This window comes from Escherichia sp. E4736 (assembly GCF_005781225.1).
Lineage (GTDB): Bacteria > Pseudomonadota > Gammaproteobacteria > Enterobacterales > Enterobacteriaceae > Escherichia.
Genome location: NZ_VATT01000028.1, coordinates 19,261 through 43,169, shown reverse-complemented (window position 1 = coordinate 43,169; position 23,909 = coordinate 19,261). Strand labels below are relative to the sequence as shown.

General features: G+C 50.7%; 20 protein-coding genes and 1 pseudogene. 16 read left to right on the top strand and 5 right to left on the bottom strand.

What is annotated here, in order from left to right; genetic code table 11:
* The 11 genes and pseudogenes from FEK46_RS17250 to FEK46_RS17200 form a co-directional block, all read left to right on the top strand.
* A partial coding sequence (locus tag FEK46_RS17250) for a pyridoxal-dependent decarboxylase (RefSeq protein ID WP_240731127.1) occupies positions 1 to 409 on the top strand: 409 nt, incomplete at its 5' end.
* Positions 410 to 564: 155 nt separating this feature from the next.
* A complete protein-coding gene (gene gadC / locus FEK46_RS17245; protein ID WP_135559576.1) occupies positions 565 to 2,100 on the top strand; it encodes an acid resistance gamma-aminobutyrate antiporter GadC in 1,536 nt (511 codons plus the stop codon).
* 130 nt (positions 2,101 to 2,230) lie between these two features.
* The gene (locus FEK46_RS17240) at positions 2,231 to 3,550 is read left to right on the top strand and encodes a glycoside hydrolase family 10 protein (protein WP_135409973.1); all 1,320 of its coding nucleotides are present in this window, start codon (positions 2,231 to 2,233) and stop codon (positions 3,548 to 3,550) included.
* A gap of 349 nt (positions 3,551 to 3,899) precedes the next feature.
* Positions 3,900 to 5,282 carry a diguanylate cyclase DosC gene (gene dosC, locus FEK46_RS17235; RefSeq protein ID WP_130217557.1) on the top strand — a complete coding sequence of 461 codons (1,383 nt, stop codon included), beginning with the start codon at positions 3,900 to 3,902 and terminating at the stop codon, positions 5,280 to 5,282.
* 24 nt (positions 5,283 to 5,306) lie between these two features.
* Positions 5,307 to 7,706, top strand: coding sequence for an oxygen-sensing cyclic-di-GMP phosphodiesterase DosP (gene dosP / locus FEK46_RS17230; RefSeq protein WP_138194709.1), 2,400 nt, complete (start codon positions 5,307 to 5,309; stop codon positions 7,704 to 7,706).
* A gap of 257 nt (positions 7,707 to 7,963) precedes the next feature.
* On the top strand, positions 7,964 to 8,545 hold the full coding sequence (gene ddpX, locus FEK46_RS17225) for a D-alanyl-D-alanine dipeptidase (RefSeq protein ID WP_130210479.1): 582 nt from the start codon (positions 7,964 to 7,966) through the stop codon (positions 8,543 to 8,545).
* Positions 8,546 to 8,558: 13 nt separating this feature from the next.
* Positions 8,559 to 10,110: pseudogene (locus FEK46_RS17220) on the top strand (ABC transporter substrate-binding protein).
* A 1-nt stretch (position 10,111) separates the two neighbouring features.
* A complete protein-coding gene (locus FEK46_RS17215; RefSeq protein WP_131162619.1) occupies positions 10,112 to 11,134 on the top strand; it encodes an ABC transporter permease in 1,023 nt (340 codons plus the stop codon).
* The gene (gene ddpC / locus FEK46_RS17210) at positions 11,131 to 12,027 is read left to right on the top strand and encodes a D,D-dipeptide ABC transporter permease (protein ID WP_130210485.1); all 897 of its coding nucleotides are present in this window, start codon (positions 11,131 to 11,133) and stop codon (positions 12,025 to 12,027) included. The genes FEK46_RS17215 and ddpC overlap by 4 nt, the downstream gene beginning before the upstream one ends.
* Entirely contained in the window at positions 12,024 to 13,010 is a 987-nt protein-coding gene (locus FEK46_RS17205) for an ABC transporter ATP-binding protein (protein ID WP_135559578.1), read from the top strand. The genes ddpC and FEK46_RS17205 overlap by 4 nt, the downstream gene beginning before the upstream one ends.
* A complete protein-coding gene (locus FEK46_RS17200; protein ID WP_131162617.1) occupies positions 13,003 to 13,929 on the top strand; it encodes an ABC transporter ATP-binding protein in 927 nt (308 codons plus the stop codon). Before FEK46_RS17205 ends, FEK46_RS17200 begins: the two co-directional genes overlap by 8 nt.
* Before the next feature lie 55 nt (positions 13,930 to 13,984).
* Here the strand turns inward: FEK46_RS17200 and osmC are convergent, their stop codons facing one another.
* Entirely contained in the window at positions 13,985 to 14,416 is a 432-nt protein-coding gene (osmC, locus tag FEK46_RS17195) for a peroxiredoxin OsmC (protein ID WP_000152305.1), read from the bottom strand.
* Between the two features lie 344 nt (positions 14,417 to 14,760).
* On the opposite strand from osmC, the gene bdm reads away from it, so the two are divergent.
* The 5 genes from bdm (at position 14,761) to FEK46_RS17170 (ending at position 18,643) form a co-directional block, all read left to right on the top strand.
* Positions 14,761 to 14,976, top strand: coding sequence for a biofilm-dependent modulation protein (bdm, locus tag FEK46_RS17190; RefSeq protein WP_130261363.1), 216 nt, complete (start codon positions 14,761 to 14,763; stop codon positions 14,974 to 14,976).
* 101 nt (positions 14,977 to 15,077) lie between these two features.
* Complete coding sequence (gene sra / locus FEK46_RS17185; protein ID WP_000841557.1) at positions 15,078 to 15,215, top strand: stationary-phase-induced ribosome-associated protein; 138 nt, start codon at positions 15,078 to 15,080, stop codon at positions 15,213 to 15,215.
* A gap of 156 nt (positions 15,216 to 15,371) precedes the next feature.
* On the top strand, positions 15,372 to 17,069 hold the full coding sequence (gene maeA / locus FEK46_RS17180; RefSeq protein WP_024166593.1) for a malate dehydrogenase: 1,698 nt from the start codon (positions 15,372 to 15,374) through the stop codon (positions 17,067 to 17,069).
* Between the two features lie 133 nt (positions 17,070 to 17,202).
* On the top strand, positions 17,203 to 18,213 hold the full coding sequence (gene adhP, locus FEK46_RS17175) for an alcohol dehydrogenase AdhP (RefSeq protein WP_000642407.1): 1,011 nt from the start codon (positions 17,203 to 17,205) through the stop codon (positions 18,211 to 18,213).
* Positions 18,214 to 18,358: 145 nt separating this feature from the next.
* Positions 18,359 to 18,643: a HigA family addiction module antitoxin gene (locus tag FEK46_RS17170; RefSeq protein WP_004975840.1), complete on the top strand. Its 285-nt coding sequence runs from the start codon at positions 18,359 to 18,361 to the stop codon at positions 18,641 to 18,643.
* A gap of 4 nt (positions 18,644 to 18,647) precedes the next feature.
* Here FEK46_RS17170 and FEK46_RS17165 read toward each other — a convergent pair whose 3' ends face one another.
* From FEK46_RS17165 to fdnG, 4 genes are all read right to left on the bottom strand, one after another.
* Positions 18,648 to 19,124 carry an NUDIX domain-containing protein gene (locus tag FEK46_RS17165; RefSeq protein WP_135406586.1) on the bottom strand — a complete coding sequence of 159 codons (477 nt, stop codon included), beginning with the start codon at positions 19,122 to 19,124 and terminating at the stop codon, positions 18,648 to 18,650.
* Between the two features lie 71 nt (positions 19,125 to 19,195).
* Positions 19,196 to 19,849, bottom strand: a complete 654-nt coding sequence (fdnI, locus tag FEK46_RS17160; RefSeq protein WP_000045638.1) for a formate dehydrogenase-N subunit gamma — start codon at positions 19,847 to 19,849, stop codon at positions 19,196 to 19,198.
* On the bottom strand, positions 19,842 to 20,726 hold the full coding sequence (fdnH, locus tag FEK46_RS17155; protein ID WP_135559579.1) for a formate dehydrogenase N subunit beta: 885 nt from the start codon (positions 20,724 to 20,726) through the stop codon (positions 19,842 to 19,844). Before fdnH ends, fdnI begins: the two co-directional genes overlap by 8 nt.
* Before the next feature lie 12 nt (positions 20,727 to 20,738).
* Entirely contained in the window at positions 20,739 to 23,786 is a 3,048-nt protein-coding gene (gene fdnG / locus FEK46_RS17150; RefSeq protein ID WP_135559580.1) for a formate dehydrogenase-N subunit alpha, read from the bottom strand.
* Between the last annotated feature and the right edge of the window lie 123 nt (positions 23,787 to 23,909).

Below are 23,909 nucleotides of genomic sequence, written 5' to 3'. Positions count from 1 at the left end.
CCTGCGCCTCGGTCGTGAAGGTTATACCAAAGTACAGAACGCCTCTTACCAGGTTGCTGCTTACCTGGCGGATGAAATCGCCAAACTGGGGCCGTATGAGTTCATCTGTACGGGTCGCCCGGATGAAGGTATCCCGGCGGTGTGCTTCAAACTGAAAGACGGGGAAAATCCAGGATATACCCTGTATGACCTCTCTGAACGTCTGCGTCTGCGCGGCTGGCAGGTTCCGGCATTTACCCTCGGCGGTGAAGCCACTGACATCGTGGTGATGCGCATTATGTGCCGCCGTGGCTTCGAAATGGACTTTGCTGAACTGTTGCTGGAAGACTACAAAGCCTCCCTGAAATACCTCAGCGATCACCCGAAACTGCAGGGTATTGCCCAGCAGAACAGCTTTAAACATACCTGATAACGTTTAAGCGGTAACGGTGTCCCGAAACGAACCCGTTTCGGGACAATTTCCGAAGTCTGTTCACTGGCATTAGCAACGGAAAAAATTGTTCTGAAAGCACTTCAGAGCAAAACAGGTGCGGTTCCACAGGACAACCGTTTTAGGGGGATAATATGGCTACATCCGTACAGACAGGTAAAGCTAAGCAGCTAACATTACTCGGGTTCTTCGCCATCACGGCGTCGATGGTAATGGCTGTTTATGAATACCCTACCTTCGCAACATCTGGCTTTTCATTGGTCTTCTTCCTGCTCTTAGGCGGGATTTTATGGTTTATTCCCGTTGGTCTTTGTGCTGCGGAAATGGCTACCGTGGACGGCTGGGAAGAAGGTGGCGTGTTCGCCTGGGTATCAAATACCCTGGGGCCGAAATGGGGATTCGCTGCAATCTCATTTGGCTATCTGCAAATCGCTATTGGCTTTATTCCAATGCTCTATTTCGTGTTAGGGGCGCTGTCCTACATTCTGAAATGGCCAGCACTGAATGAAGAGCCGGTAACGAAAACTATCGCGGCGCTGATTATTCTTTGGGCGCTGGCATTAACTCAGTTTGGCGGTACTAAATATACTGCGCGAATTGCGAAAGTGGGTTTCTTCGCGGGTATTCTACTGCCTGCATTTATTTTGATTGCATTAGCAGCGATTTATTTGCACTCCGGAGCACCGGTTGCTATCGAAATGGATGCCAAAACATTCTTCCCTGATTTCTCGAAAGTTGGCACTTTGGTTGTGTTTGTCGCCTTCATTTTGAGTTATATGGGGGTAGAAGCTTCCGCGACCCACGTCAATGAAATGAGCAACCCCGGGCGCGACTATCCACTGGCAATGTTACTACTGATGGTGGCAGCGATTTGCTTAAGTTCAGTAGGCGGTTTGTCCATTGCGATGGTGATTCCGGGTAATGAAATCAACCTCTCCGCAGGTGTAATGCAAACATTCACCGTGCTGATGTCTCATGTGGCACCGGAAATTGAGTGGACGGTTCGCGTTATCTCTGCCCTGCTGCTGCTGGGTGTTCTGGCGGAAATCGCCTCATGGATTGTTGGCCCTTCTCGTGGGATGTATGTCACCGCGCAGAAAAATCTACTGCCCGCCGCGTTCGCTAAAATGAACAAAAATGGTGTGCCGGTAACTCTGGTAATTTCCCAGCTGGTGATTACCTCTATCGCGTTGATCATCCTCACCAACACCGGTGGTGGTAACAACATGTCCTTCCTGATCGCACTGGCGCTGACGGTGGTGATTTATTTGTGTGCTTATTTCATGTTGTTTATTGGCTACATTGTGTTGGTTCTTAAACATCCTGACTTAAAACGCACATTTAATATCCCTGGTGGTAAAGGGGTGAAACTGGTCGTGGCTATTGTCGGTCTGCTGACTTCAATTATGGCGTTTATTGTTTCCTTCCTGCCGCCGGATAACATCCAGGGTGACTCTACCGATATGTATGTCGAATTACTGGTCGTTAGTTTCCTGGTGGTTCTTGCCCTGCCCTTTATTCTCTATGCCATTCATGACCGTAAAGGCAAAGCGAATACAGGTGTTACACTGGAGCCAATTAACAGCCAGAACGCGCCGAAAGGTCACTTCTTCCTGCATCCACGTGTTCGTTCACCGCACTATATTGTGATGAACGATAAGAAACACTAACCGTGTCTGAGTGGTAATAACACAAGGGAGCGAAAATTAATCGCTCCCTTTTGCGTACTTATTGCCGTATTGACTTGCCCCAGATAAGTACGAGAATAAGCGCACATCTGTTTACCGGAAATAAGCATATATGGATATCTGCTCCCGAACTGTGAAATCCGCGATTAAAAGGCCAGCGGCACTGGTTGCACTGGCTCTTTTACTGTGTAGTTGTAAAAGCACGCCTCCAGATTCAATGACGACACCACCAGCAGGCTCAAAACCACCAGCGACCACACAACAATCGTCGCAACCTATGCGCGGCATCTGGTTGGCCACGGTGTCCCGCCTCGACTGGCCTCCCGTCTCCTCGGTTAACATCAGCAACCCCACCAGCCGGGTTCGCGTGCAACAGCAGGCGATGATCGACAAACTGGAAAACTTGCAACGACTTGGAATTAACACGGTCTTTTTCCAGGTGAAGCCCGACGGCACTGCCCTTTGGCCGTCGAAGATTTTGCCATGGTCTGATCTAATGACCGGCAAAATTGGTGAATATCCTGGTTACGATCCGCTGCAATTTATTCTCGACGAAGCCCATAAGCGTGGGATGAAAGTACATGCCTGGTTTAATCCCTACCGCGTGTCGGTTAATACGAAGCCCGGAACTATCAGGGAACTGAATAGCACCCTGTCTCAACAACCGGCCAGTGTCTATGTTCAACATCGCGACTGGATCAGGACGTCAGGTGACCGTTTTGTTCTCGACCCAGGGATCCCTGAAGTTCAGGACTGGATCACATCGATAGTTGCTGAAGTGGTTTCTCGTTATCCGGTAGATGGCGTGCAGTTTGACGACTATTTTTATACTGAATCGCCGGATTCACGGCTTAACGATAACGAGACATACCGCAAATACGGTGGTGCATTTGCGTCAAAAGCTGACTGGCGGCGCAACAATACCCAGCAGTTAATTGCTAAGGTGTCGCACACCATTAAAAGTATTAAGCCGGAAGTCGAATTTGGTGTAAGCCCTGCGGGCGTCTGGCGCAATCGCTCACACGATCCGCTCGGTTCTGATACGCGCGGGGCCGCAGCTTATGATGAATCCTACGCAGACACTCGTCGTTGGGTCGAACAAGGCTTACTGGATTATATAGCCCCGCAAATTTACTGGCCGTTCTCGCGTAGCGCAGCACGTTATGACGTACTGGCAAAATGGTGGGCAGATGTCGTCAAACCAACCAAAACCCGTCTTTATATTGGTATCGCCTTCTATAAAGTCGGCGAACCTTCAAAGATAGAGCCAGACTGGATGGTTAACGGCGGCGTGCCAGAACTGAAAAAGCAGCTCGATCTTAACGACGCCGTGCCAGAAATTAGCGGCACGATTTTGTTCCGCGAAGACTATCTGAACAAACCGCAAACTCAACAGGCAGTTAGCTATCTGCAAAGCCGTTGGGGAAGCTAAACGCCCTTTCTTACTTTGTGACACTGCCGGTGCTTTAAACACCGGCTTGTCATCAACAAAACACACTCAACTAATAATCAAATCAACTTAAGTCGAATTGTTATAATTCCCCTGATAAAAACGTATGAATATGAAAAACCATACGATATTAACCATCACCGAAAAATAATTACGATAGGCTATACTCTTCAGAAGACCAGTAGCGTAGATTAAAACTGTCATAAGTCACTTATTTCGTTTCAGTATATCTTCATATTTCAGGAGAATATGGTGCCATAAACCTGTCCAAACGAGTTGCGTTTCGTTTTTCAATTCCGTCTGCCTTTCCAGCCGTATAAGGGTATGAATTATGGAGATGTATTTTAAAAGAATGAAAGATGAGTGGACCGGATTAGTTGCCCAGGTCGACCCCCTCATTCGTAACAAAGCGGCAGAAATTGCCGTAACGCATGCTCATTACTTAAGTGTTGAGTTTTATCGAATTGTACGCACTGACCCGCATGCCGAAGAGTTTTTGAGTAACGAACAGGTCGAAAGGCAACTTAAAAGTGCGATGGAAACGTGGATTATCAATGTGCTCTCTGCGCAAACGGACGATGTTGAAAGACTTATACAAATCCAACATACCGTAGCCGAAGTCCATGCTCGTATTGGCATTCCGGTAGAAATTGTCGAGATGGGTTTTCGCGTGCTGAAAAAAATCCTCTACCCGGTAATATTTTCCTCTGATTATTCACCTTCTGAAAAACTTCAGGTTTATCACTTTTCGATTAACAGTATCGACATAGCTATGGAAGTGATGACCAGAGCATTTACCTTTAGCGACAGTAGCGCGGCTAAAGAAGACGAGAACTATCGTATCTTCTCATTACTGGAAAACGCCGAAGAAGAAAAAGAACGACAAATAGCCTCATTACTTTCATGGGAAATAGATATTATTTATAAAGTCCTGTTGGATTCTGATTTAGGCAGCAGCTTACCGTTAAGTCAGGCTGATTTTGGCCTGTGGTTTAACCATAAAGGTCGCCATTATTTTAGTGGCATTGCTGAAGTTGGTCATATCTCTCGCCTTATTCAGGATTTCGACGGGATTTTTCATCAGGCAATGCTCAATGCCAAAAATTTGAGTAACAAAAGTCTGCGCGTGAAGTTTTTATTACAGATACGAAATACCGTATCGCAAATTATCACCTTACTGCGTGAACTCTTTGAAGAAGTCTCGCGTCATGAAGTAGGTATGGATGTACTGACGAAATTACTTAACCGCCGTTTCTTGCCGACTATCTTCAAACGTGAAATTGCCCATGCCAATCGGGCCGGTACACCATTGTCTGTTCTGATCATCGATGTAGATAAATTCAAAGAGATCAACGATACATGGGGACATAACACAGGCGATGAGATTTTACGTAAAGTCTCACAGGCGTTTTACGACAACGTACGTAGCAGTGACTATGTTTTTCGCTACGGTGGCGATGAATTTATCATAGTGCTGACTGAAGCTTCAGAAAATGACACTTTGCGTACCGCAGAGCGGATCCGCAGCCGGGTGGAAAAAACCAAACTGAAAGCCGCAAATGGCGAAGACATAACCCTTTCTTTGTCCATTGGCGCTGCCATGTTTAATGGGCATCCTGATTATGAACGCTTAATTCAAATAGCCGATGAAGCTCTGTATATCGCGAAAAGACGAGGTAGAAACCGTGTTGAACTCTGGAAAGCCAGTCTTTAGATGCTCCCGGATGCAGAGGTAATCATGAAGCTAACCGATGCAGAAAATGCCGCCGACGGCATTTTTTTTCCCGCCCTTGAGCAAAATATGATGGGCGCGGTGTTAATTAACGAAAATGACGAAGTAATGTTTTTTAATCCTGCGGCGGAGAAGCTCTGGGGGTTTAAACGCGAAGAGGTGATAGGCAATAACATTGATATGCTGATTCCCCATAATTTGCGCCCTGCGCATCCAGAATATATTCGCCATAACCGCGAAGGCGGTAAAGCGCGGGTCGAAGGTATGAGCCGGGAATTGCAGCTGGAGAAAAAAGACGGCAGTAAAATCTGGACCCGTTTCGCGCTATCCAAAGTCACTGCCGAAGGGAAAATTTATTACCTGGCGCTGGTACGTGATGCCAGCGTAGAAATGGCACAGAAAGAACAGACCCGGCAGTTAATTATTGCCGTTGACCATCTCGACCGCCCGGTCATTGTGCTGGACCCGGAACGCCATATCGTGCAGTGCAATCGCGCGTTTACTGAAATGTTTGGTTACTGCATCAGCGAAGCCAGCGGTATGCAGCCCGATACTTTGCTTAACATCCCTGAATACCCGGCAGATAATCGTATTCGCTTACAGCAACTGCTATGGAAAACAGCACGTGATCAGGATGAATTTCTGTTGTTAACGCGCACGGGGGAAAAAATCTGGATTAAAGCCTCTATTAGCCCAGTTTATGATGTGCTGGCTAATCTGCAAAACCTGGTGATGACCTTCTCCGATATCACCGAAGAACGACAAATTCGTGAGCTTGAAGGCAATATCCTCGCCGCGATGTGTAGCAGCCCGCCATTTCATGAAATGGGCGAAATCATCTGCCGGAATATTGAATCCATTCTTCATGAATCCCATGTGTCGTTGTATGCATTGCGTAATGGTATGCCGGTGCATTGGGCGTCGTCCTCTCATGGGACGGAAGTAAAGAATGCGCAAAGCTGGTCAGTCACCATTCGCCAGCGCGATGGCGCACCTGCCGGGATTCTGAAAATCAAAACAGCGTCCGGGGCGGTAACCAGCGCGTTTATCGAACGAGTGGCGGATATCAGCCAGCATATGGCCGCCCTGGCGCTGGAACAGGAAAAAAGTCGCCAGCATATCGAGCAGCTCATTCAGTTTGATCCGATGACCGGTTTGCCAAACCGCAATAACCTGCACAATTATCTCGATGGCCTGGTAGAAAATGCCGTCTCTCCGGTGGTGTATCTTATTGGCATTGACCATATTCAGGATGTCATCGACAGTCTGGGCTATGCGTGGGCCGATCAGGCATTGCTGGAAGTGGTCAATCGCTTTCGCGAAAAGGTCAAACCTGACCAGTATCTCTGTCGTATTGAAGGTACACAGTTTGTCCTCATCAGCCCGGAAAACGACGTCAGTATCATTACCCAAATAGCTGATGAACTTCGTAACGTCGTCAATAAACCGGTCATGATTGACGATAAACCATTCCCGCTAACTTTAAGCATTGGTATCAGTTACGACATTGGTAAAAACCGGGACTACCTGCTTTCGACTGCCCACAATGCGATGGATTTTATTCGCAAAAACGGCGGTAACGGCTGGCAATTCTTTAGCCCGATAATGAACGAAATGGTGAAAGAGCGTCTGATTCTCGGTGCGGCGCTGAAAGAAGCTATCAGCAACAACAAACTAAAACTGGTTTATCAGCCGCAGATCTTTGCGGAAACCGGTGAGCTGTATGGTATCGAAGCCCTCGCTCGCTGGTATGACCCACAGCATGGTCATGTTCCTCCTTCACGATTTATCCCCCTTGCTGAAGAGATTGGTGAAATCGAAAACATTGGTCGCTGGGTTATTGCTGAAGCCTGCCGCCAGCTAGCAGAATGGCGTAGCCAGAATATTCATATCCCGGCTTTATCCGTTAACTTGTCTGCGCTGCACTTTCGCAGCAATCAGCTACCCAATCAGGTGTCTGATGCAATGCAAGCCTGGGGTATTGACGGCCACCAGCTGACGGTGGAAATCACGGAAAGCATGATGATGGAACACGATACCGAAATCTTTAAGCGCATACAGATCCTGCGCGATATGGGCGTAGGTTTATCTGTCGATGATTTCGGCACTGGCTTTTCTGGTTTATCCCGTTTAGTCAGTCTTCCGGTAACGGAAATCAAAATTGACAAAAGCTTTGTCGATCGTTGTTTGACCGAAAAACGCATCCGAGCCTTACTTGAAGCCATTACCAGCATTGGGCAAAGCCTCAATTTAACCGTCGTGGCGGAAGGCGTCGAAACCAAAGAACAATTTGAGATGCTACGCAAGATCCACTGTCGCGTTATTCAGGGATATTTCTTTTCCCGCCCCCTGCCCGCCGAAGAAATTCCAGGCTGGATGAGCAGCGTGTTACCGCTGAAAATCTGACAATTTTCTCTCGCCCGCACTCGCGGGGTTTAATTTGACGTGACACTGTCACTTAAATACTGTGATTTCCGCTACGATTCCTGGAGATTCCTCCTTTAAGTCCCCCTCTTGCACCAAAACTGCACTACGCTGCACAAATGTTGATCAAAAGTTAAAAAGTATAACTTTAAGCCAGCATTATGGCGCTTATCCCGGCATGGCATGAGATCTGCATAAGCGGAAAGCGCAGCAATTTTTGTCTTATACAGGAACCGTTTATGTCGGATACCACCGAGCTGGTTGATTTAGCCGTTATCTTCCCTGAGCTGGAGATCGATTTGAAATACGCCTGTAGCGATAACATCACAGGCAAGCCGATTTATCAGCAAGCGCGTTGCCTGTTACACAAGGATGCGATTACCGCGCTGGCGAAAAGCATCAGTATCGCCCAACTGTCAGGCTTACAACTGGTGATTTACGACGCGTATCGCCCACAACAAGCACAGGCAATGTTGTGGCAAGCCTGCCCTGACCCGCAATATGTCGTTGATGTGGCCGTAGGCTCCAATCACAGCCGTGGCACGGCAATTGACCTGACGCTTCGTGATGAGCATGGTTTCATTCTGGATATGGGGGCCGGATTCGATGAAATGCACGAGCGCTCCCATGCCTGGCACCCTTCCGTACCGCCCGCAGCCCAGCGTAATCGCCTGTTGCTGAATGCGATTATGACTGGCGGTGGCTTTATTGGTATCTCCAGCGAATGGTGGCACTTCGAATTACCGCAGGCTGCAAGTTACCCGCTGCTCGCTGACCAGTTCGCCTGTTTTGCATCTCCTACTACACAGCACGCTAGTTAATCAGGAAACTGTCATGAAAAGATCGATATCATTTCGCCCTACACTGATCGCAATCGTCCTTGCCGCCACACTGCCGGTTGCTCACGCCGCCGTACCAAAAGATATGCTGGTGATTGGTAAGGCCGCCGACCCACAAACCCTCGACCCGGCGGTGACGATTGATAATAACGACTGGACCGTAACCTACCCATCTTATCAGCGACTGATACAGTACAAAACGGACGGTGATAAAGGCTCAACCGACGTTGAAGGCGATCTGGCAAGCAGCTGGAAAGCGTCTGACTCTCAAAAAGAGTGGACGTTCACCCTGAAGGACAACGCAAAATTTGCCGATGGCACGCCGGTCACTGCCGAAGCTGTAAAACTCTCTTTTGAGCGGTTGCTGAAAATCGGCCAGGGGCCAGCGGAAGCATTTCCCAAAGATTTAAAAATTGACGCTCCTGACGAACATACGGTGAAGTTTACCCTTAGCCAACCATTCGCACCGTTCCTGTACACCCTGGCGAATGACGGTGCATCCATTATCAATCCGGCCGTCTTGAAGGAACACGCTGCGGATGATGCCCGCGGTTTCCTCGCGCAAAACACCGCCGGTTCCGGACCGTTTATGCTGAAAAGCTGGCAAAAAGGTCAGCAATTAGTTCTGGTGCCAAATCCGCATTACCCCGGCAATAAACCGAACTTCAAACGGGTATCGGTAAAAATTATTGGTGAAAGTGCCTCCCGCCGCCTGCAGCTCTCCCGTGGCGATATTGACATCGCCGATGCGCTGCCCGTGGATCAACCTCAACGCACTGAAGCTGGAAAATAAAGTCAACGTGGCGGAATATCCGTCACTGCGCGTCACCTATCTGTATCTGAATAACAGCAAAGCGCCACTTAACCAGGCGGATCTGCGTCGGGCCATTTCCTGGTCTACCGATTATCAGGGCATGGTTAACGGCATTCTTAGTGGTAACGGGAAACAAATGCGCGGCCCGATTCCCGAAGGCATGTGGGGATACGATGCGACGGCAATGCAATATAGCCATGACGAAACGAAAGCCAAAGCCGAATGGGATAAAGTAGCGAGCAAACCCACCAGCCTGACGTTTCTCTATTCCGATAACGACCCGAACTGGGAACCGATCGCCCTGGCGACACAATCCAGTCTCAACAAGCTGGGCATCAATGTGAAGCTGGAAAAATTGGCAAACGCCACCATGCGCGACAGAGTGGGTAAAGGTGATTACGACATTGCGATTGGCAACTGGAGTCCGGATTTTGCCGACCCGTATATGTTTATGAATTACTGGTTTGAGTCAGACAAAAAAGGTCTGCCGGGTAACCGCTCGTTCTATGAAAACAGCGAGGTCGATAAGTTACTGCGCAATGCACTCGCGACCACCGACCAGATGCAGCGTACCCGGGACTACCAGCAGGCACAGAAAATCGTCATTGATGACGCTGCTTATGTGTATCTGTTCCAGAAAAACTACCAACTGGCGATGAACAAAGAAGTGAAAGGCTTCGTGTTTAATCCCATGCTGGAACAGGTCTTCAATATCAATACCATGAGTAAATAACGTGACCTTCTGGAGTATTTTACGCCAACGCTGCTGGGGGCTGGTGCTCGTGGTGGCGGGCGTCTGCGTGATTACGTTTATTATCTCGCACCTGATCCCCGGCGATCCGGCGCGGTTGCTGGCAGGCGACCGGGCCAGCGATGCTATCGTGGAAAATATTCGCCAACAACTGGGGCTCGACCAGCCGCTATACGTGCAGTTTTACCACTACGTCAGCGATCTGTTTCATGGTGACCTGGGAACATCCATTCGTACCGGGCGTCCGGTGCTGGAAGAGTTGCGGATATTTTTCCCGGCGACGCTGGAACTGGCAGTTTGCGCCCTGCTGCTGGCACTCCTGATTGGCATCCCGCTGGGCATACTCTCTGCCGTCTGGCGAAATCGCTGGTTGGATCATCTGGTGCGACTAATGGCTATTACCGGAATCTCCACACCTGCGTTCTGGCTTGGGCTGGGCGTCATTGTGCTGTTTTATGGTCATCTGCAAATTCTTCCAGGTGGCGGAAGGCTTGATGACTGGCTGGATCCGCCAACACATGTAACCGGCTTTTATCTGCTCGATGCGCTGCTTGAAGGAAACGGTGAAGTCTTCTTCAATGCGCTGCAACATCTCATCTTACCGGCGTTAACCCTGGCGTTCGTTCACCTGGGAATTGTCGCCCGACAAATTCGCTCGGCGATGCTGGAACAATTGAGTGAAGACTACATTCGTACCGCCCGGGCCAGCGGCTTGCCCGGCTGGTATATCGTTTTATGTTATGCGCTACCCAATGCGTTGATCCCCTCGATTACCGTTTTGGGGCTGGCGCTGGGTGATTTGCTGTATGGCGCCGTGCTCACCGAAACCGTTTTTGCCTGGCCCGGAATGGGCGCCTGGGTAGTGACATCAATACAGGCGCTCGATTTCCCGGCAGTGATGGGCTTTGCGGTCGTGGTTTCGTTTGCTTATGTGCTGGTGAACCTGGTGGTGGATTTGCTCTATTTGTGGATTGATCCGCGTATCGGACGCGGAGGTGATGAATGATGCTAAGCGAGGAAACACCCGTAGTACGTCCGCAAAAACGAACGAGATTTAACCTTGCAAAACTGTTATGGATGCTGAAAGGCAGTCCGCTTACCGTGACCGGCGCAGTCATCATTGTATTAGTGTTACTGATGATGGTTTTATCACCATGGCTGGCGACGCATGATCCCAACGCCATTGATTTAACTACCCGCCTTTTGCCGCCTTCTGCGGCGCACTGGTTCGGCACCGATGAAGTGGGACGCGATCTGTTTAGCCGCGTACTGGTCGGTAGCCAGCAATCTGTTCTCGCCGGATTAGTGGTGGTCGCTATTGCTGGCATTATTGGTTCGCTGCTCGGCTGTCTTTCAGGCGTACTGGGCGGGCGCGCAGACGCCATCATCATGCGCATTATGGACATTATGCTGTCGATTCCTTCGCTGGTACTGACGATGGCGCTGGCTGCCGCTCTCGGGCCGAGTTTGTTTAACGCCATGCTGGCGATTGCTATTGTGCGTATCCCGTTTTATGTACGCCTGGCGCGGGGGCAAACATTAGTTGTCCGCCAGTACACTTACGTTCAGGCGGCGAAAACCTTTGGCGCGTCACGCTGGCATCTGATCAACTGGCATATTTTACGTAACTCCCTGCCGCCGCTGATTGTGCAGGCATCGCTGGATATTGGTAGCGCGATTTTAATGGCCGCCACGTTGGGATTTATTGGTCTGGGTGCTCAACAACCGAGTGCTGAATGGGGCGCGATGGTGGCGAATGGTCGCAACTATGTACTCGATCAGTGGTGGTATTGTGCATTTCCGGGGGCAGCGATTTTGATTACTGCCGTCGGGTTTAATCTCTTTGGCGATGGTATTCGCGATCTGCTTGACCCGAAAGCAGGAGGAAAGCAGTCATGACCCAACCCGTTCTGGATATTCAACAACTGCATCTGAGTTTCCCCGGTTTTAACGGCGACGTTCACGCGCTCAACAATGTGTCATTGCAAATCAACCGCGGGGAGATTGTCGGTCTGGTGGGAGAATCCGGCTCAGGTAAATCAGTCACCGCAATGTTGATTATGCGACTACTGCCGGTAGGCAGTTATCGCGTGCATCAAGGCCAGATTTTACTGCTGGGAGAAGATGTTCTTAACGCTGGGGAAAAACAGCTTCGTCAGTGGCGTGGTTCTCGGGTAGCGATGATTTTTCAGGAACCGATGACCGCCCTCAATCCGACACGTCGAATAGGTCTTCAGATGATGGACGTGATCCGTCATCATCAACCATTAAGTCGTCGGGAAGCCAGAACTAAAGCGATTGCTTTGCTGGAAGAGATGCAAATCCCGGATGCGGCAGAAGTGATGTCGCGCTATCCGTTTGAACTTTCAGGTGGTATGCGCCAGCGGGTAATGATTGCGCTGGCATTCTCCTGCGAGCCGCAATTGATTATTGCCGACGAACCGACCACGGCGCTGGACGTCACTGTACAGTTGCAGGTATTGCGCCTGCTTAAACATAAAGCCCGCGCCAGCGGAACTGCGGTGCTGTTCATTAGCCATGATATGGCCGTGGTGTCGCAACTGTGCGATAGCGTCTATGTGATGTATGCCGGAAGCGTAATTGAAAGCGGCGTGACGGCAGACGTTATCCATCTTCCCCGGCATCCGTACGCCATTGGTTTGCTGCAATGCGCACCGGAACATGGAATACCGCGTCAGCCCTTACCCGCCATCCCAGGGACAGTGCCAAATCTCACCCGTTTGCCTGACGGCTGTGCTTTTCGCGATCGTTGCTATGCGGCAGGAGCAATGTGTGAAAACGTCCCGGCGCTGACAGCGTGTGGTGACAACAACCACCGCTGCGCCTGTTGGTATCCGCAGCAGGAGGTCATCAGTGTCTGACACGTTATTAACGTTACGCGACGTCCATATCGATTTCCCTGCCCGCAAAAACTGGCTTGGCAGAACTACCGAGTTTGTTCATGCCATTAATGGCATAGACTTGCAGATCCGCCGTGGTGAAACCTTAGGGATCGTCGGAGAATCCGGCTGTGGCAAAAGTACCCTTGCGCAGTTGCTGATGGGTATGCTGCAACCGAGTCACGGGCAGTGCACTCGTTCAGGATCACAGCGCAAAATGCAGATGGTATTTCAGGACCCGCTCTCTTCTCTCAATCCTCGCTTACCGGTGTGGCGCATCATCACGGAACCGGTATGGATTGCAAACCGCGGTAGTGAGCTACAGCGGCGGGCACTGGCAGAGGAGCTGGCTGTACAGGTGGGGATTCGACCGGAGTATCTCGACCGCCTGCCTCATGCGTTCTCCGGCGGGCAGCGACAACGCATCGCCATTGCCAGAGCACTCTCTTCGCAACCGGATGTGATGGTGCTTGATGAACCCACCTCGGCGCTGGATATCTCCGTGCAGGCGCAGATCCTCAATTTGCTGGTAGCGCTACAGGAAAATCGCGGGCTGACCTATGTGCTGATTTCACACAATGTCTCAGTGATTCGTCATATGAGCGATCGGGTGGCGGTGATGTATCTCGGGCAGATTGTGGAACTGGGCGACGCTCAGCAGGTGCTCTCTACTCCGGCACATCCGTACACCCGATTATTGCTGGATTCCCTCCCCGCCATTGATAAGCCGCTGGAGGAAGAATGGGCATTGCGTAAAACAGAACTACCAGGAAACCGCACGCTGCCACAGGGCTGTTTTTTCCGCGAACGCTGCCCTCTGGCAACCAGTGGATGTGAAGTCCAGCAATCATTAACGACGCGGGCTGACGGACGTGAGATCAGGTGCTGGCGGGCGCTGTAGAGATGCTAACAACGCATCAGGCAATCACGCGCCTGACGCGTCATCCGGCAACGCTTTATGATTTCAACTGATAATCCAACGTAATTTCCGCTTTCAGTACCTGTGAAACCGGGCATCCTGCTTTTGCTTTCTGGATAATGCCGTCAAAAGTGGACGCATCAATACCCGGCACGGCAACTTCGCTCTTCAGTGCGATTTTAGTAATCGCAAAACCAGCATCCACTTTATCCAGCGACACATCGGCGGTGGTATCAATCGATGTTGGCGTGAATCCCGCTTCCCCCAGCATCAGCGAAAGCGCCATTGAGAAACATGCGGCATGCGCTGCGCCAATCAGTTCTTCAGGGTTAGTTCCTTTTTCGCCTTCAAAACGCGTGTTAAACCCATACGGCTGTTGGTTCAGCACGCCGCTCTCGGTGGATACTGTCCCCTTCCCGCGTTTAATATCGCCTTCCCAGTGTGCCTGACCTTTCTTATGGATTGTCATTCTTGCTCTCCTGTGGGCTTAAAAAGGAAATTATAGACTACGTGAGAATCAGCACGAGGATAAGCAGGATATTCCGAATAAAATCAGGCGAAAATATTTCTCCTTCACTTAAATTAAACGCCCACAATAGATAACCGGAAATATATAACCCAAGAGATATTACCTCAATATAAATCAACTCATTACAATAACAATCCCCATCAATATCATGCAGTTAAAATATAAAAATCATCAATCAGGACTAATCTTAACAACGAAGCGGTAAATATTTGTCATGCTGAATGTGCTTTATAAATCTGCGATCCGTAGCAGACACCATAAATACACAGACACGGAGAATCACTATGTTTACTTATTATCAGGCAGAAAATTCAACAGCAGAACCCGCTCTGGTTAATGCCATTGAGCAAGGCCTTCGGGCAGAGCACGGTGTTGTCACTGAAGATGACATTCTCATGGAGTTGACCAAATGGGTCGAAGCCTCTGATAACGACATCCTCAGTGACATCTACCAGCAAACGATAAATTATGTGATCAGTGGCCAGCACCCTGCGCTTTAAGCTGCTATGCTTGATCGGCAACCTAATTTAGGGGTTTAGCGCGTGTTTCTTCGCTACGGCGATGTTGTCCTTAAAACTAGCTACAGGATTGAGGAGTACAAATGAAATCGAACCGTCAGGCACGTCATATTCTTGGACTGGATCATAAAATTTCTAACCAGCGCAAAATAGTTACCGAAGGTGACAAATCCAGCGTAGTAAATACCCCAACCGGCAGAAAACGCCCCGCTGAAAAGTAATTCATAACCATCAGTCCTCAATGACGATTAAACACCATTGCCTGCGCAATGGTGTTTTTGTTTTTATCTGCTTTATACTTGGGGCCGACGCCCTGGCGGTAAAGCAAAGAAGATAAAAGCACCCCAGGGATGGATATTCAAAAAAGAGTGAGTGACATGGAACCAAAAACAAAAAAACAGCGTTCGCTTTATATTCCTTACGCTGGCCCTGTACTGCTGGAATTTCCGTTGTTGAATAAAGGCAGCGCCTTCAGCATGGAAGAACGCCGTAACTTCAACCTGCTGGGGTTACTGCCGGAAGTGGTCGAAACCATCGAAGAACAAGCGGAACGTGCGTGGATCCAGTACCAGGGATTCAAAACCGAAATCGACAAGCACATCTACCTACGTAATATCCAGGACACCAACGAAACCCTCTTCTACCGTCTGGTAAACAATCATCTTGATGAGATGATGCCTGTTATTTATACCCCAACCGTCGGCGCAGCCTGTGAGCGTTTTTCTGAGATCTACCGTCGTTCACGCGGCGTATTTATCTCTTACCAGAACCGCCACAATATGGACGATATTCTGCAAAACGTGCCGAACCATAATATCAAAGTGATTGTGGTGACCGACGGCGAACGTATTCTGGGGCTTGGTGACCAGGGCATCGGCGGGATGGGCATTCCAATTGGTAAACTGTCGCTCTATACCGCCTGTGGCGGTATCAGCCCGGCGTATACGCTGCCGGTGGTGCTGGATGTCGGCACTAATAACCAGCAACTGCTTAACGATCCGCTGTATATGGGCTGGCGTAACCCGCGTATTACAGACGACGAATACTATGAATTTGTTGACGAATTTATCCAGGCTGTGAAACAACGCTGGCCGGACGTGCTGTTACAGTTTGAAGACTTCGCGCAAAAAAATGCGATGCCACTGCTTAACCGCTATCGCAATGAAATTTGTTCCTTTAATGATGATATTCAGGGAACCGCGGCGGTAACGGTAGGCACACTGATCGCAGCCAGTCGCGCGGCAGGCGGTCAGTTAAGCGAGAAAAAAATCGTCTTCCTCGGTGCAGGTTCAGCGGGATGCGGCATTGCCGAAATGATCATCGCCCAGACCCAGCGCGAAGGATTAAGCGAGGAAGCGGCGCGGCAGAAAGTCTTTATGGTCGATCGCTTTGGCCTGCTGACCGACAAGATGCCGAACTTGCTGCCTTTCCAGACCAAACTGGTGCAGAAGCGCGAAAACCTCAGTGACTGGGATACCGACAGCGATGTGCTGTCACTGCTGGATGTGGTGCGCAATGTCAAACCGGATATTCTGATTGGTGTCTCCGGACAGGCCGGGCTTTTCACCGAAGAAATCATCCGTGAGATGCACAAACACTGTCCGCGTCCGATCGTGATGCCGCTGTCTAACCCGACCTCACGCGTGGAAGCCACACCGCAGGACATTATCGCCTGGACCGAAGGTAACGCGCTGGTCGCCACTGGCAGTCCGTTTAACCCAGTGGTATGGAAAGATAAAATCTACCCTATCGCCCAGTGTAACAACGCCTTTATTTTCCCGGGCATCGGGCTGGGCGTTATTGCTTCCGGCGCGTCACGTATCACCGATGAGATGCTGATGTCGGCAAGTGAAACGCTTGCTCAGTATTCGCCGCTGGTGCTGAACGGCGAAGGTCTGGTACTACCGGAACTGAAAGATATTCAGAAAGTCTCCCGCGCAATTGCGTTTGCGGTTGGCAAAATGGCGCAGCAGCAAGGCGTGGCGGTGAAAACGTCTGCCGAAGCTTTGCAACAAGCCATTGACGATAATTTCTGGCAAGCCGAATACCGCGACTACCGCCGTACCTCCATCTAAGCCTGAGCCCGGTAGTGAAGGCTACCGGGCAATTTTTCTCTCCCTTTTTTAGATCTCATCCATACTGGGTAGTGGCGAATAAATCTCATTTGCCTCACCTGCTATGCAGAACATCATCCGAAAAGGAGGAACTATGAAGGCTGCGGTTGTTACGAAGGATCATCATGTTGACGTTACGGATAAAACACTGCGCTCACTGAAACATGGCGAAGCCCTGCTGAAAATGGAGTGTTGTGGTGTATGTCATACCGATCTTCATGTTAAGAATGGCGATTTTGGTGATAAGACCGGTGTGATTTTGGGTCATGAAGGTATTGGTGTGGTGGCAGAAGTTGGCCCAGGTGTCACCTCATTAAAACCAGGCGATCGTGCCAGCGTGGCGTGGTTTTACGAAGGATGCGGTCATTGCGAATACTGTAATAGTGGTAACGAAACCCTCTGCCGTTCAGTTAAAAATGCCGGATACAGCGTTGATGGCGGGATGGCGGAAGAGTGCATCGTGGTCGCCGATTACGCGGTAAAAGTGCCAGATGGTCTGGACTCGGCGGCGGCCAGCAGCATTACCTGTGCGGGGGTCACCACCTACAAAGCCGTTAAGCTGTCAAAAATTCGTCCAGGGCAGTGGATTGCTATCTACGGTCTTGGCGGTCTGGGTAACCTCGCCCTGCAATACGCGAAGAATGTCTTTAACGCCAAAGTGATCGCCATTGATGTCAATGATGAGCAGTTAAAACTGGCAACCGAAATGGGCGCTGATTTAGCGATTAACTCACGCACTGAAGACGCCGCCAAAATTGTGCAGGAAAAAACCGGTGGCGCTCACGCCGCTGTGGTGACAGCGGTGGCTAAAGCTGCGTTTAACTCGGCGGTTGATGCTGTACGAGCAGGCGGTCGTGTTGTGGCTGTCGGTCTGCCGCCGGAGTCTATGAGCCTGGATATCCCACGCCTTGTGCTGGATGGCATTGAAGTGGTCGGTTCGCTGGTCGGCACGCGCCAGGATCTAACCGAAGCCTTCCAGTTTGCCGCCGAAGGCAAAGTGGTGCCGAAAGTCGCCCTGCGTCCGTTAGCGGACATCAACACCATCTTTACCGAGATGGAAGAAGGCAAAATCCGTGGCCGTATGGTGATTGATTTCCGCCGCTAAGAGGCCTTTGCTGCGACTGCCATGTTCGGGTCGCAGCATCGCACACTCTCCAACATGAAATGGCTAAATGGATTATTGTTGCGTAGGAAGGAACAATAATGATAGTGTTCCCAGTGAAGGAACACTACTGAGAGTAAAGACACTGATGAAAATGGCCAATCATCCCCGCCCGGGGGACATTATTCAGGAATCACTGGACGAACTTAATGTCAGCCTGCGCGAGTTTGCCAGAGCAATGGAAATTGCGCCCTCAACGGCAAGCCGATTGCTGACCGGAAAAGCAGCTTTGACGCCAGAAATGGCAATTAAACTTTCCGTGGTGATCGGCAGTTCGCCGCAAATGTGGCTGAATCTGCAAAACGCCTGGAGTCTGGCAGAGGCAGAAAAAACGGTCGATGTGTCGCGACTGCGCCGTCTGGCTGCGCAGTAAATATTTACTCATTTCCGACCGCTGGATTTCTCTGCGACACCTGTTTCGAAAGGAAATCGACAAGCAACTCCAGCGGAAATACAGTATCTTTTGTCTGGCGCAATTCCTCCAGTGACCACCAGCGGTGATCGCCTATAACGAGCTTTTCATGATGACTCCAGCCAGAAAATTCAGTCTCTTTTTGCGCTACGCGGATCATAAAGAAACGCTCATCGGCGATAACGCTTTCTCCGCTCGGTAACATCATGGTGAATCTTTGGCTGGCTATTTGTGGTCCGGCTGACTGGCGGGAAATGCCTGTTTCTTCCTGCAACTCCCTTAACGCAGCCTCTTCGAAAGACTCGTTATGTTCCAACCCACCACCAGGCGTAGCCCAGTATTGTCTTCCGGTAAGGGCATCATCAGTATGCTGAAAACGAAATAACAGCACCCGATTATCGGCGCTGAGAACAAATAATCTTGCTGCAGGGCGTTTACGCATAATAACCTCCATGTCAGATAAAAAAATGGCGCCTTTTACAGCGCCATTTTCAGCTTAAAGTTCAAAAGAGATTATATCCCTTCTTCACTCTCTTTTTTCGCTTCTGCCTTCTCGATTTCACGATACCAGCGCGGATGGTGTTTCTTCGCCCAGCGACGGCTCACCTTCCCTTCGATCATCCCTTTAATCGACCCTTTCACCCAGAATGCCATATACATATGGATCAGGATGGCGTGGATCAGGATGATACCCGCAGCCGCGTGGATCAGCAGGCTGTAGCGAACAACCTGCATCGGGAAGTACTGCGCAAAGTACGGACGCCAGATAATCACCCCGGTCACCAGCAGCACAAAAATCATGCTCATGATCGACCAGAACATCATCTTCTGTCCGGCGTTGTACTTACCAACATCCGCCACTTTGTGCTCATTGCCTTTCAATACTTCAACAATGTTCAACAGCCACGGAATATCTTTCTTATCCGGGATGTTGTGATGCACAAAGCGGAAGAACATAAACATCAGCGCGACGAAAATCGCAATGCCGAAGAACGGGTGCAAAATGCGCCCCATCTGCGGCGTACCGAAGGTTTGTGTCAGCCATTGCAGCGTCGGGAAGAAGAACGAAATCCCGGACAGCGCCACCAGGAAGAAGCAAATCACCACGGTCCAGTGACAGGCGCGATCAATAAACTTGGTGCGCACAATCATTTTCGACTTACTCATGATGCTCCTCCTCGTCATCGTCCACTTCCTTATTCGGGCCAATACCGATGTAGTGGAAAATCAACCCAGCAAAAGTGGCGATAAAGCCAGCCGCTGCCAGCGGTTTCAACGCGCCTTTCCACAGGTTTACCGAGGTGTCGATCTTCGGTTCTTTCGGCAGACCGTGATACAGCTCCGGCTGATCGGCGTGATGCAGCACGTACATGACGTGCGTACCACCGACACCTTCCGGGTTGTAGACGCCAGCATGTTCGTAACCACGCGCTTTCAGTTTCGCCACGCGCTGTTCCGCCAGCTCCAGCATCTCCTTCTTGGTGCCAAAGTGGATAGCCCCGGTCGGACAGGTTTTCACACAAGCTGGTTCCTGGCCGACGCTGACGCGATCGACGCAGAGTGTGCATTTATATACCCGGTTATCCTCTTTGTTGAGGCGCGGAATATTAAACGGACACCCGGCAATGCAGTAACCACAGCCGATGCAGTTTTCCGACTGGAAATCGACAATCCCGTTAGCGTACTGAATGATTGCACCAGCAGACGGGCACGCCTTCAGGCAGCCCGGATCTTCACAGTGCATACAGCCGTCTTTACGGATCAGCCACTCCAGCTTGCCGTTCTGTTCGGTTTCGCTAAAGCGCATCACCGTCCAGGACTTGGCGCTCAGATCGGCGGGGTTATCGTAAACCCCGACGCAGTGCCCCACTTCATCACGGATGTCGTTCCACTCCGAACACGCCACCTGACAGGCTTTACAGCCGATACAGGTAGAAACGTCGATAAGTTTCGCGACTTCTGCTTTGTAATCACGCACCTGCGAAGGCGGCGTGATGGAGTTAGTTGCGGACCTTTTGATAATGTCCTGCGTTTCCATAGCCATCTGTTCGCCCCCTTACGCCTTCTCGATGTTTACTAAGAACGCTTTATATTCCGGCGTTTGCGAGTTTGCATCACCGACATTCGGCGTCAGAGTGTTAGCGATATAACCTTTACGCGCGACACCCTCAAAGCCCCAGTGGATTGGAATACCCACCGTTTCAACCTGCTGACCGTTTACATTCAGCGGTTTCAGACGGCGCGTTACCACAGCCACCGCGCGGATAAAACCACGCTTGCTGGAGACAGTGACACGATCGCCATTGGCAATGCCTTTCGCCGCCGCCAGCGTTTCGCTGATTTCCACAAACTGTTCCGGCTGAGCAATTGCGTTGAGCAATGCGTGCTTGGTCCAGGTGTGGAAGTGCTCGGTCAGACGATAGGTCGTACCCACGTACGGGAACTGCTCTTTTTTACCCATCCGCAGCGCGTCTTGTTCATACAGACGAACGACCGGGTTAGACACCACGTTCGGATGCAGCGGGTTAGTACCCAGCGGCGTTTCAATTGGCTCGTAGTGTTCCGGGAACGGGCCTTCCGCCATTTTGTTAATGGCAAACAGACGTCCCATCCCTTCCGGCTGCATGATAAACGGCCCGGTTGGCGTACCCGGTGCGGCATTGCCGAAGTCCGGAATATCGTTACCCGTCCACTTGCTGCCGTTCCACTGGATCAGCATCCGTTTCGGATCCCACGGTTTACCGTTGATATCCGCCGAAGCACGGTTGTAGAGTACGCGACGGTTGAGCGGCCACGCCCAGGCCCATCCCAGCGTATTCCCCAGTCCGGACGGGTCGGAGTTATCGCGGTTAGCCATCTGGTTGCCCTGCTCTGTCCAGCTACCGGTATAGATCCAGCAAGAAGATGCGGTCGTACCGTCATCACGCAGATGCGCAAAGCTACTCAGCAACTGACCTTTCTTCGCAATCAGCACCCCATTAGCGTCATAGAGATCTTCCAGCGCATAGCCGTTGTTCTCTTTTGCCACTTCGTCAGACTGCGGCTCGTGCGGCTGCTTGTAGTTCCAGCTCATCTTCATCAGCGGTTCTACGCCTTTACCACCTTCGGCTTTGTACAGCTCGCGCAGATGATGGTAGATGCCCGCCAGAATTTCGCCGTCGTTACGCGCTTCGCCCGGTGCGTCCTGACCTTTCCAGTGCCACTGCAACCAGCGACCGGAGTTAGCGATAGAACCATCTTCTTCAGCAAAGCAGGTCGAAGGCAGACGGAATACTTCAGTCTGAATAGACGCCGGATCGACATCGTTCGACTCGCCGTGGTTCTGCCAGAAGGTAGAGGTTTCAGTCACCAGCGGATCGATAACCACCATGTACTTCAGCTTGCTCAGGCAGCTAACCACTTTGTTTTTGTCCGGGAAGGACGCAACCGGGTTAAAGCCCTGGCAGAAATAACCGGTGACTTTGCCTTCGTCCATCATGTTGAAATACTTGATGACGTCGTAGGTCTGATCCCACTTCGGCAGCCAGTCGTAGCCCCAGTTATTCTCTTTCTGCGCGGCATCGCCGTAGAAAGATTTCATCAGGCTAACGAAGAACTTCGGATAGTTGCTCCAGTAGTTCACCTGATCGGCCAGCGTCGCTTTCGGCGTGTTCGCTTCCAGATACGACTGCAAATCAACCTGTTTTTCTGACGGCAGCGTCAGATAACCCGGCAGGCTGGTAGAGAGCAGGCCTAAGTCGGTCAGGCCCTGAATGTTGGAGTGACCACGCAGTGCGTTCACGCCGCCACCGGCCATACCCATGTTACCGAGCAGCAACTGGATCATCGCCATGGTACGGATGTTCTGCGCACCCACGGTATGCTGCGTCCAGCCCAGCGCGTACAGGAAGGTGGTTGTGCGATCCGGCGCGCTGGTGGAGGCCAGCACTTCACACACTTTCAGGAAGTCGGCTTTTGGCGTACCGCAGATGTTTTCAACAACGTCCGGCGTGTAGCGGGAAACGTGCTCTTTCAGCAGGTTCCACACACAGCGCGGATGAGTCAGTGTTTCATCGCGTTTCGCATAGCCGTTTTCATCGAACTGATAGTTCCAGGACGACTTATCGTATTGGCGTTTTTCAGCGTCATAGCCGCTGAACAGGCCATCTTCGAAAGCAAAATCATCACGCACCAGCAGGCTGGCGTTGGTGTAATGCTTAACGTATTCGGCGTTGATTTTGTTATTTTCGATCAGGTAGCGCAAAACGCCAGACAGGAACGTAATGTCCGTACCGGAACGAATAGGTGCGTAAATATCCGCTACAGAAGCGGTACGCGTAAAACGGGGATCGACAACGATCAAGGTTGCATCGTTGTTGTTTTTCGCTTCCATCGCCCAGCGGAAACCGACGGGATGTGCTTCAGCAGCGTTACCGCCCATCACCATTACGACGTTAGCGTTTTTGATATCCACCCAGTGGTTGGTCATCGCACCGCGACCAAATGTTGGAGCAAGACTTGCTACCGTTGGTCCGTGTCAGACGCGCGCCTGGTTGTCTACCGCCAGCATCCCGAGGGAGCGGGCAAATTTCTGGGTCAGCATCCCGGTTTCGTTGCTGGCACCGGAGGCACACAGCATACCGGTAGAAAGCCAACGGTTTACCGTTACGCCCTGCTCGTTCTTTTCAATAAAGTTAGCGTCACGGTCAGCTTTCATCAGCTTCGCAATACGGGAGAATGCTTCATCCCAGCTAATGCGCTGCCATTTGTCAGAACCTGGCGCACGATATTCCGGGTAGCGCAGACGGTTTTCGCTGTTGACGTAATCCAGCAAACCGGCCCCTTTCGGGCACAGCGCACCACGGCTTACCGGATGATCCGGGTCACCTTCAATGTGATAAATCGCTTCTCTGGCGTTTTTCGCGCCATCACCCAGGCTATACATCAATAGCCCGCAACCTACGGAACAGTATGTGCAGGTGTTACGGATCTCTTTAGCGCGTAATAATTTGTAGTTTCGCGCCTGAGCCAGTGCTTGCTTCGGGGCAAAGCCCAATGCTGCTACTGTTGTTCCCGCCATACCGCCCGCGCAGATTTTAAAAAATTGTCTGCGACTGACGTCCATTGCTTTCCTCTTTTTTCAGGGGTATTACTGCGCGAGGAAACTAACAGTAAAATTCTGAATCTTTTTGCGCGAAATCAAAAAGAACACCTGTTTGCCACAAAATAATCCGCCTGCGCAAATTGA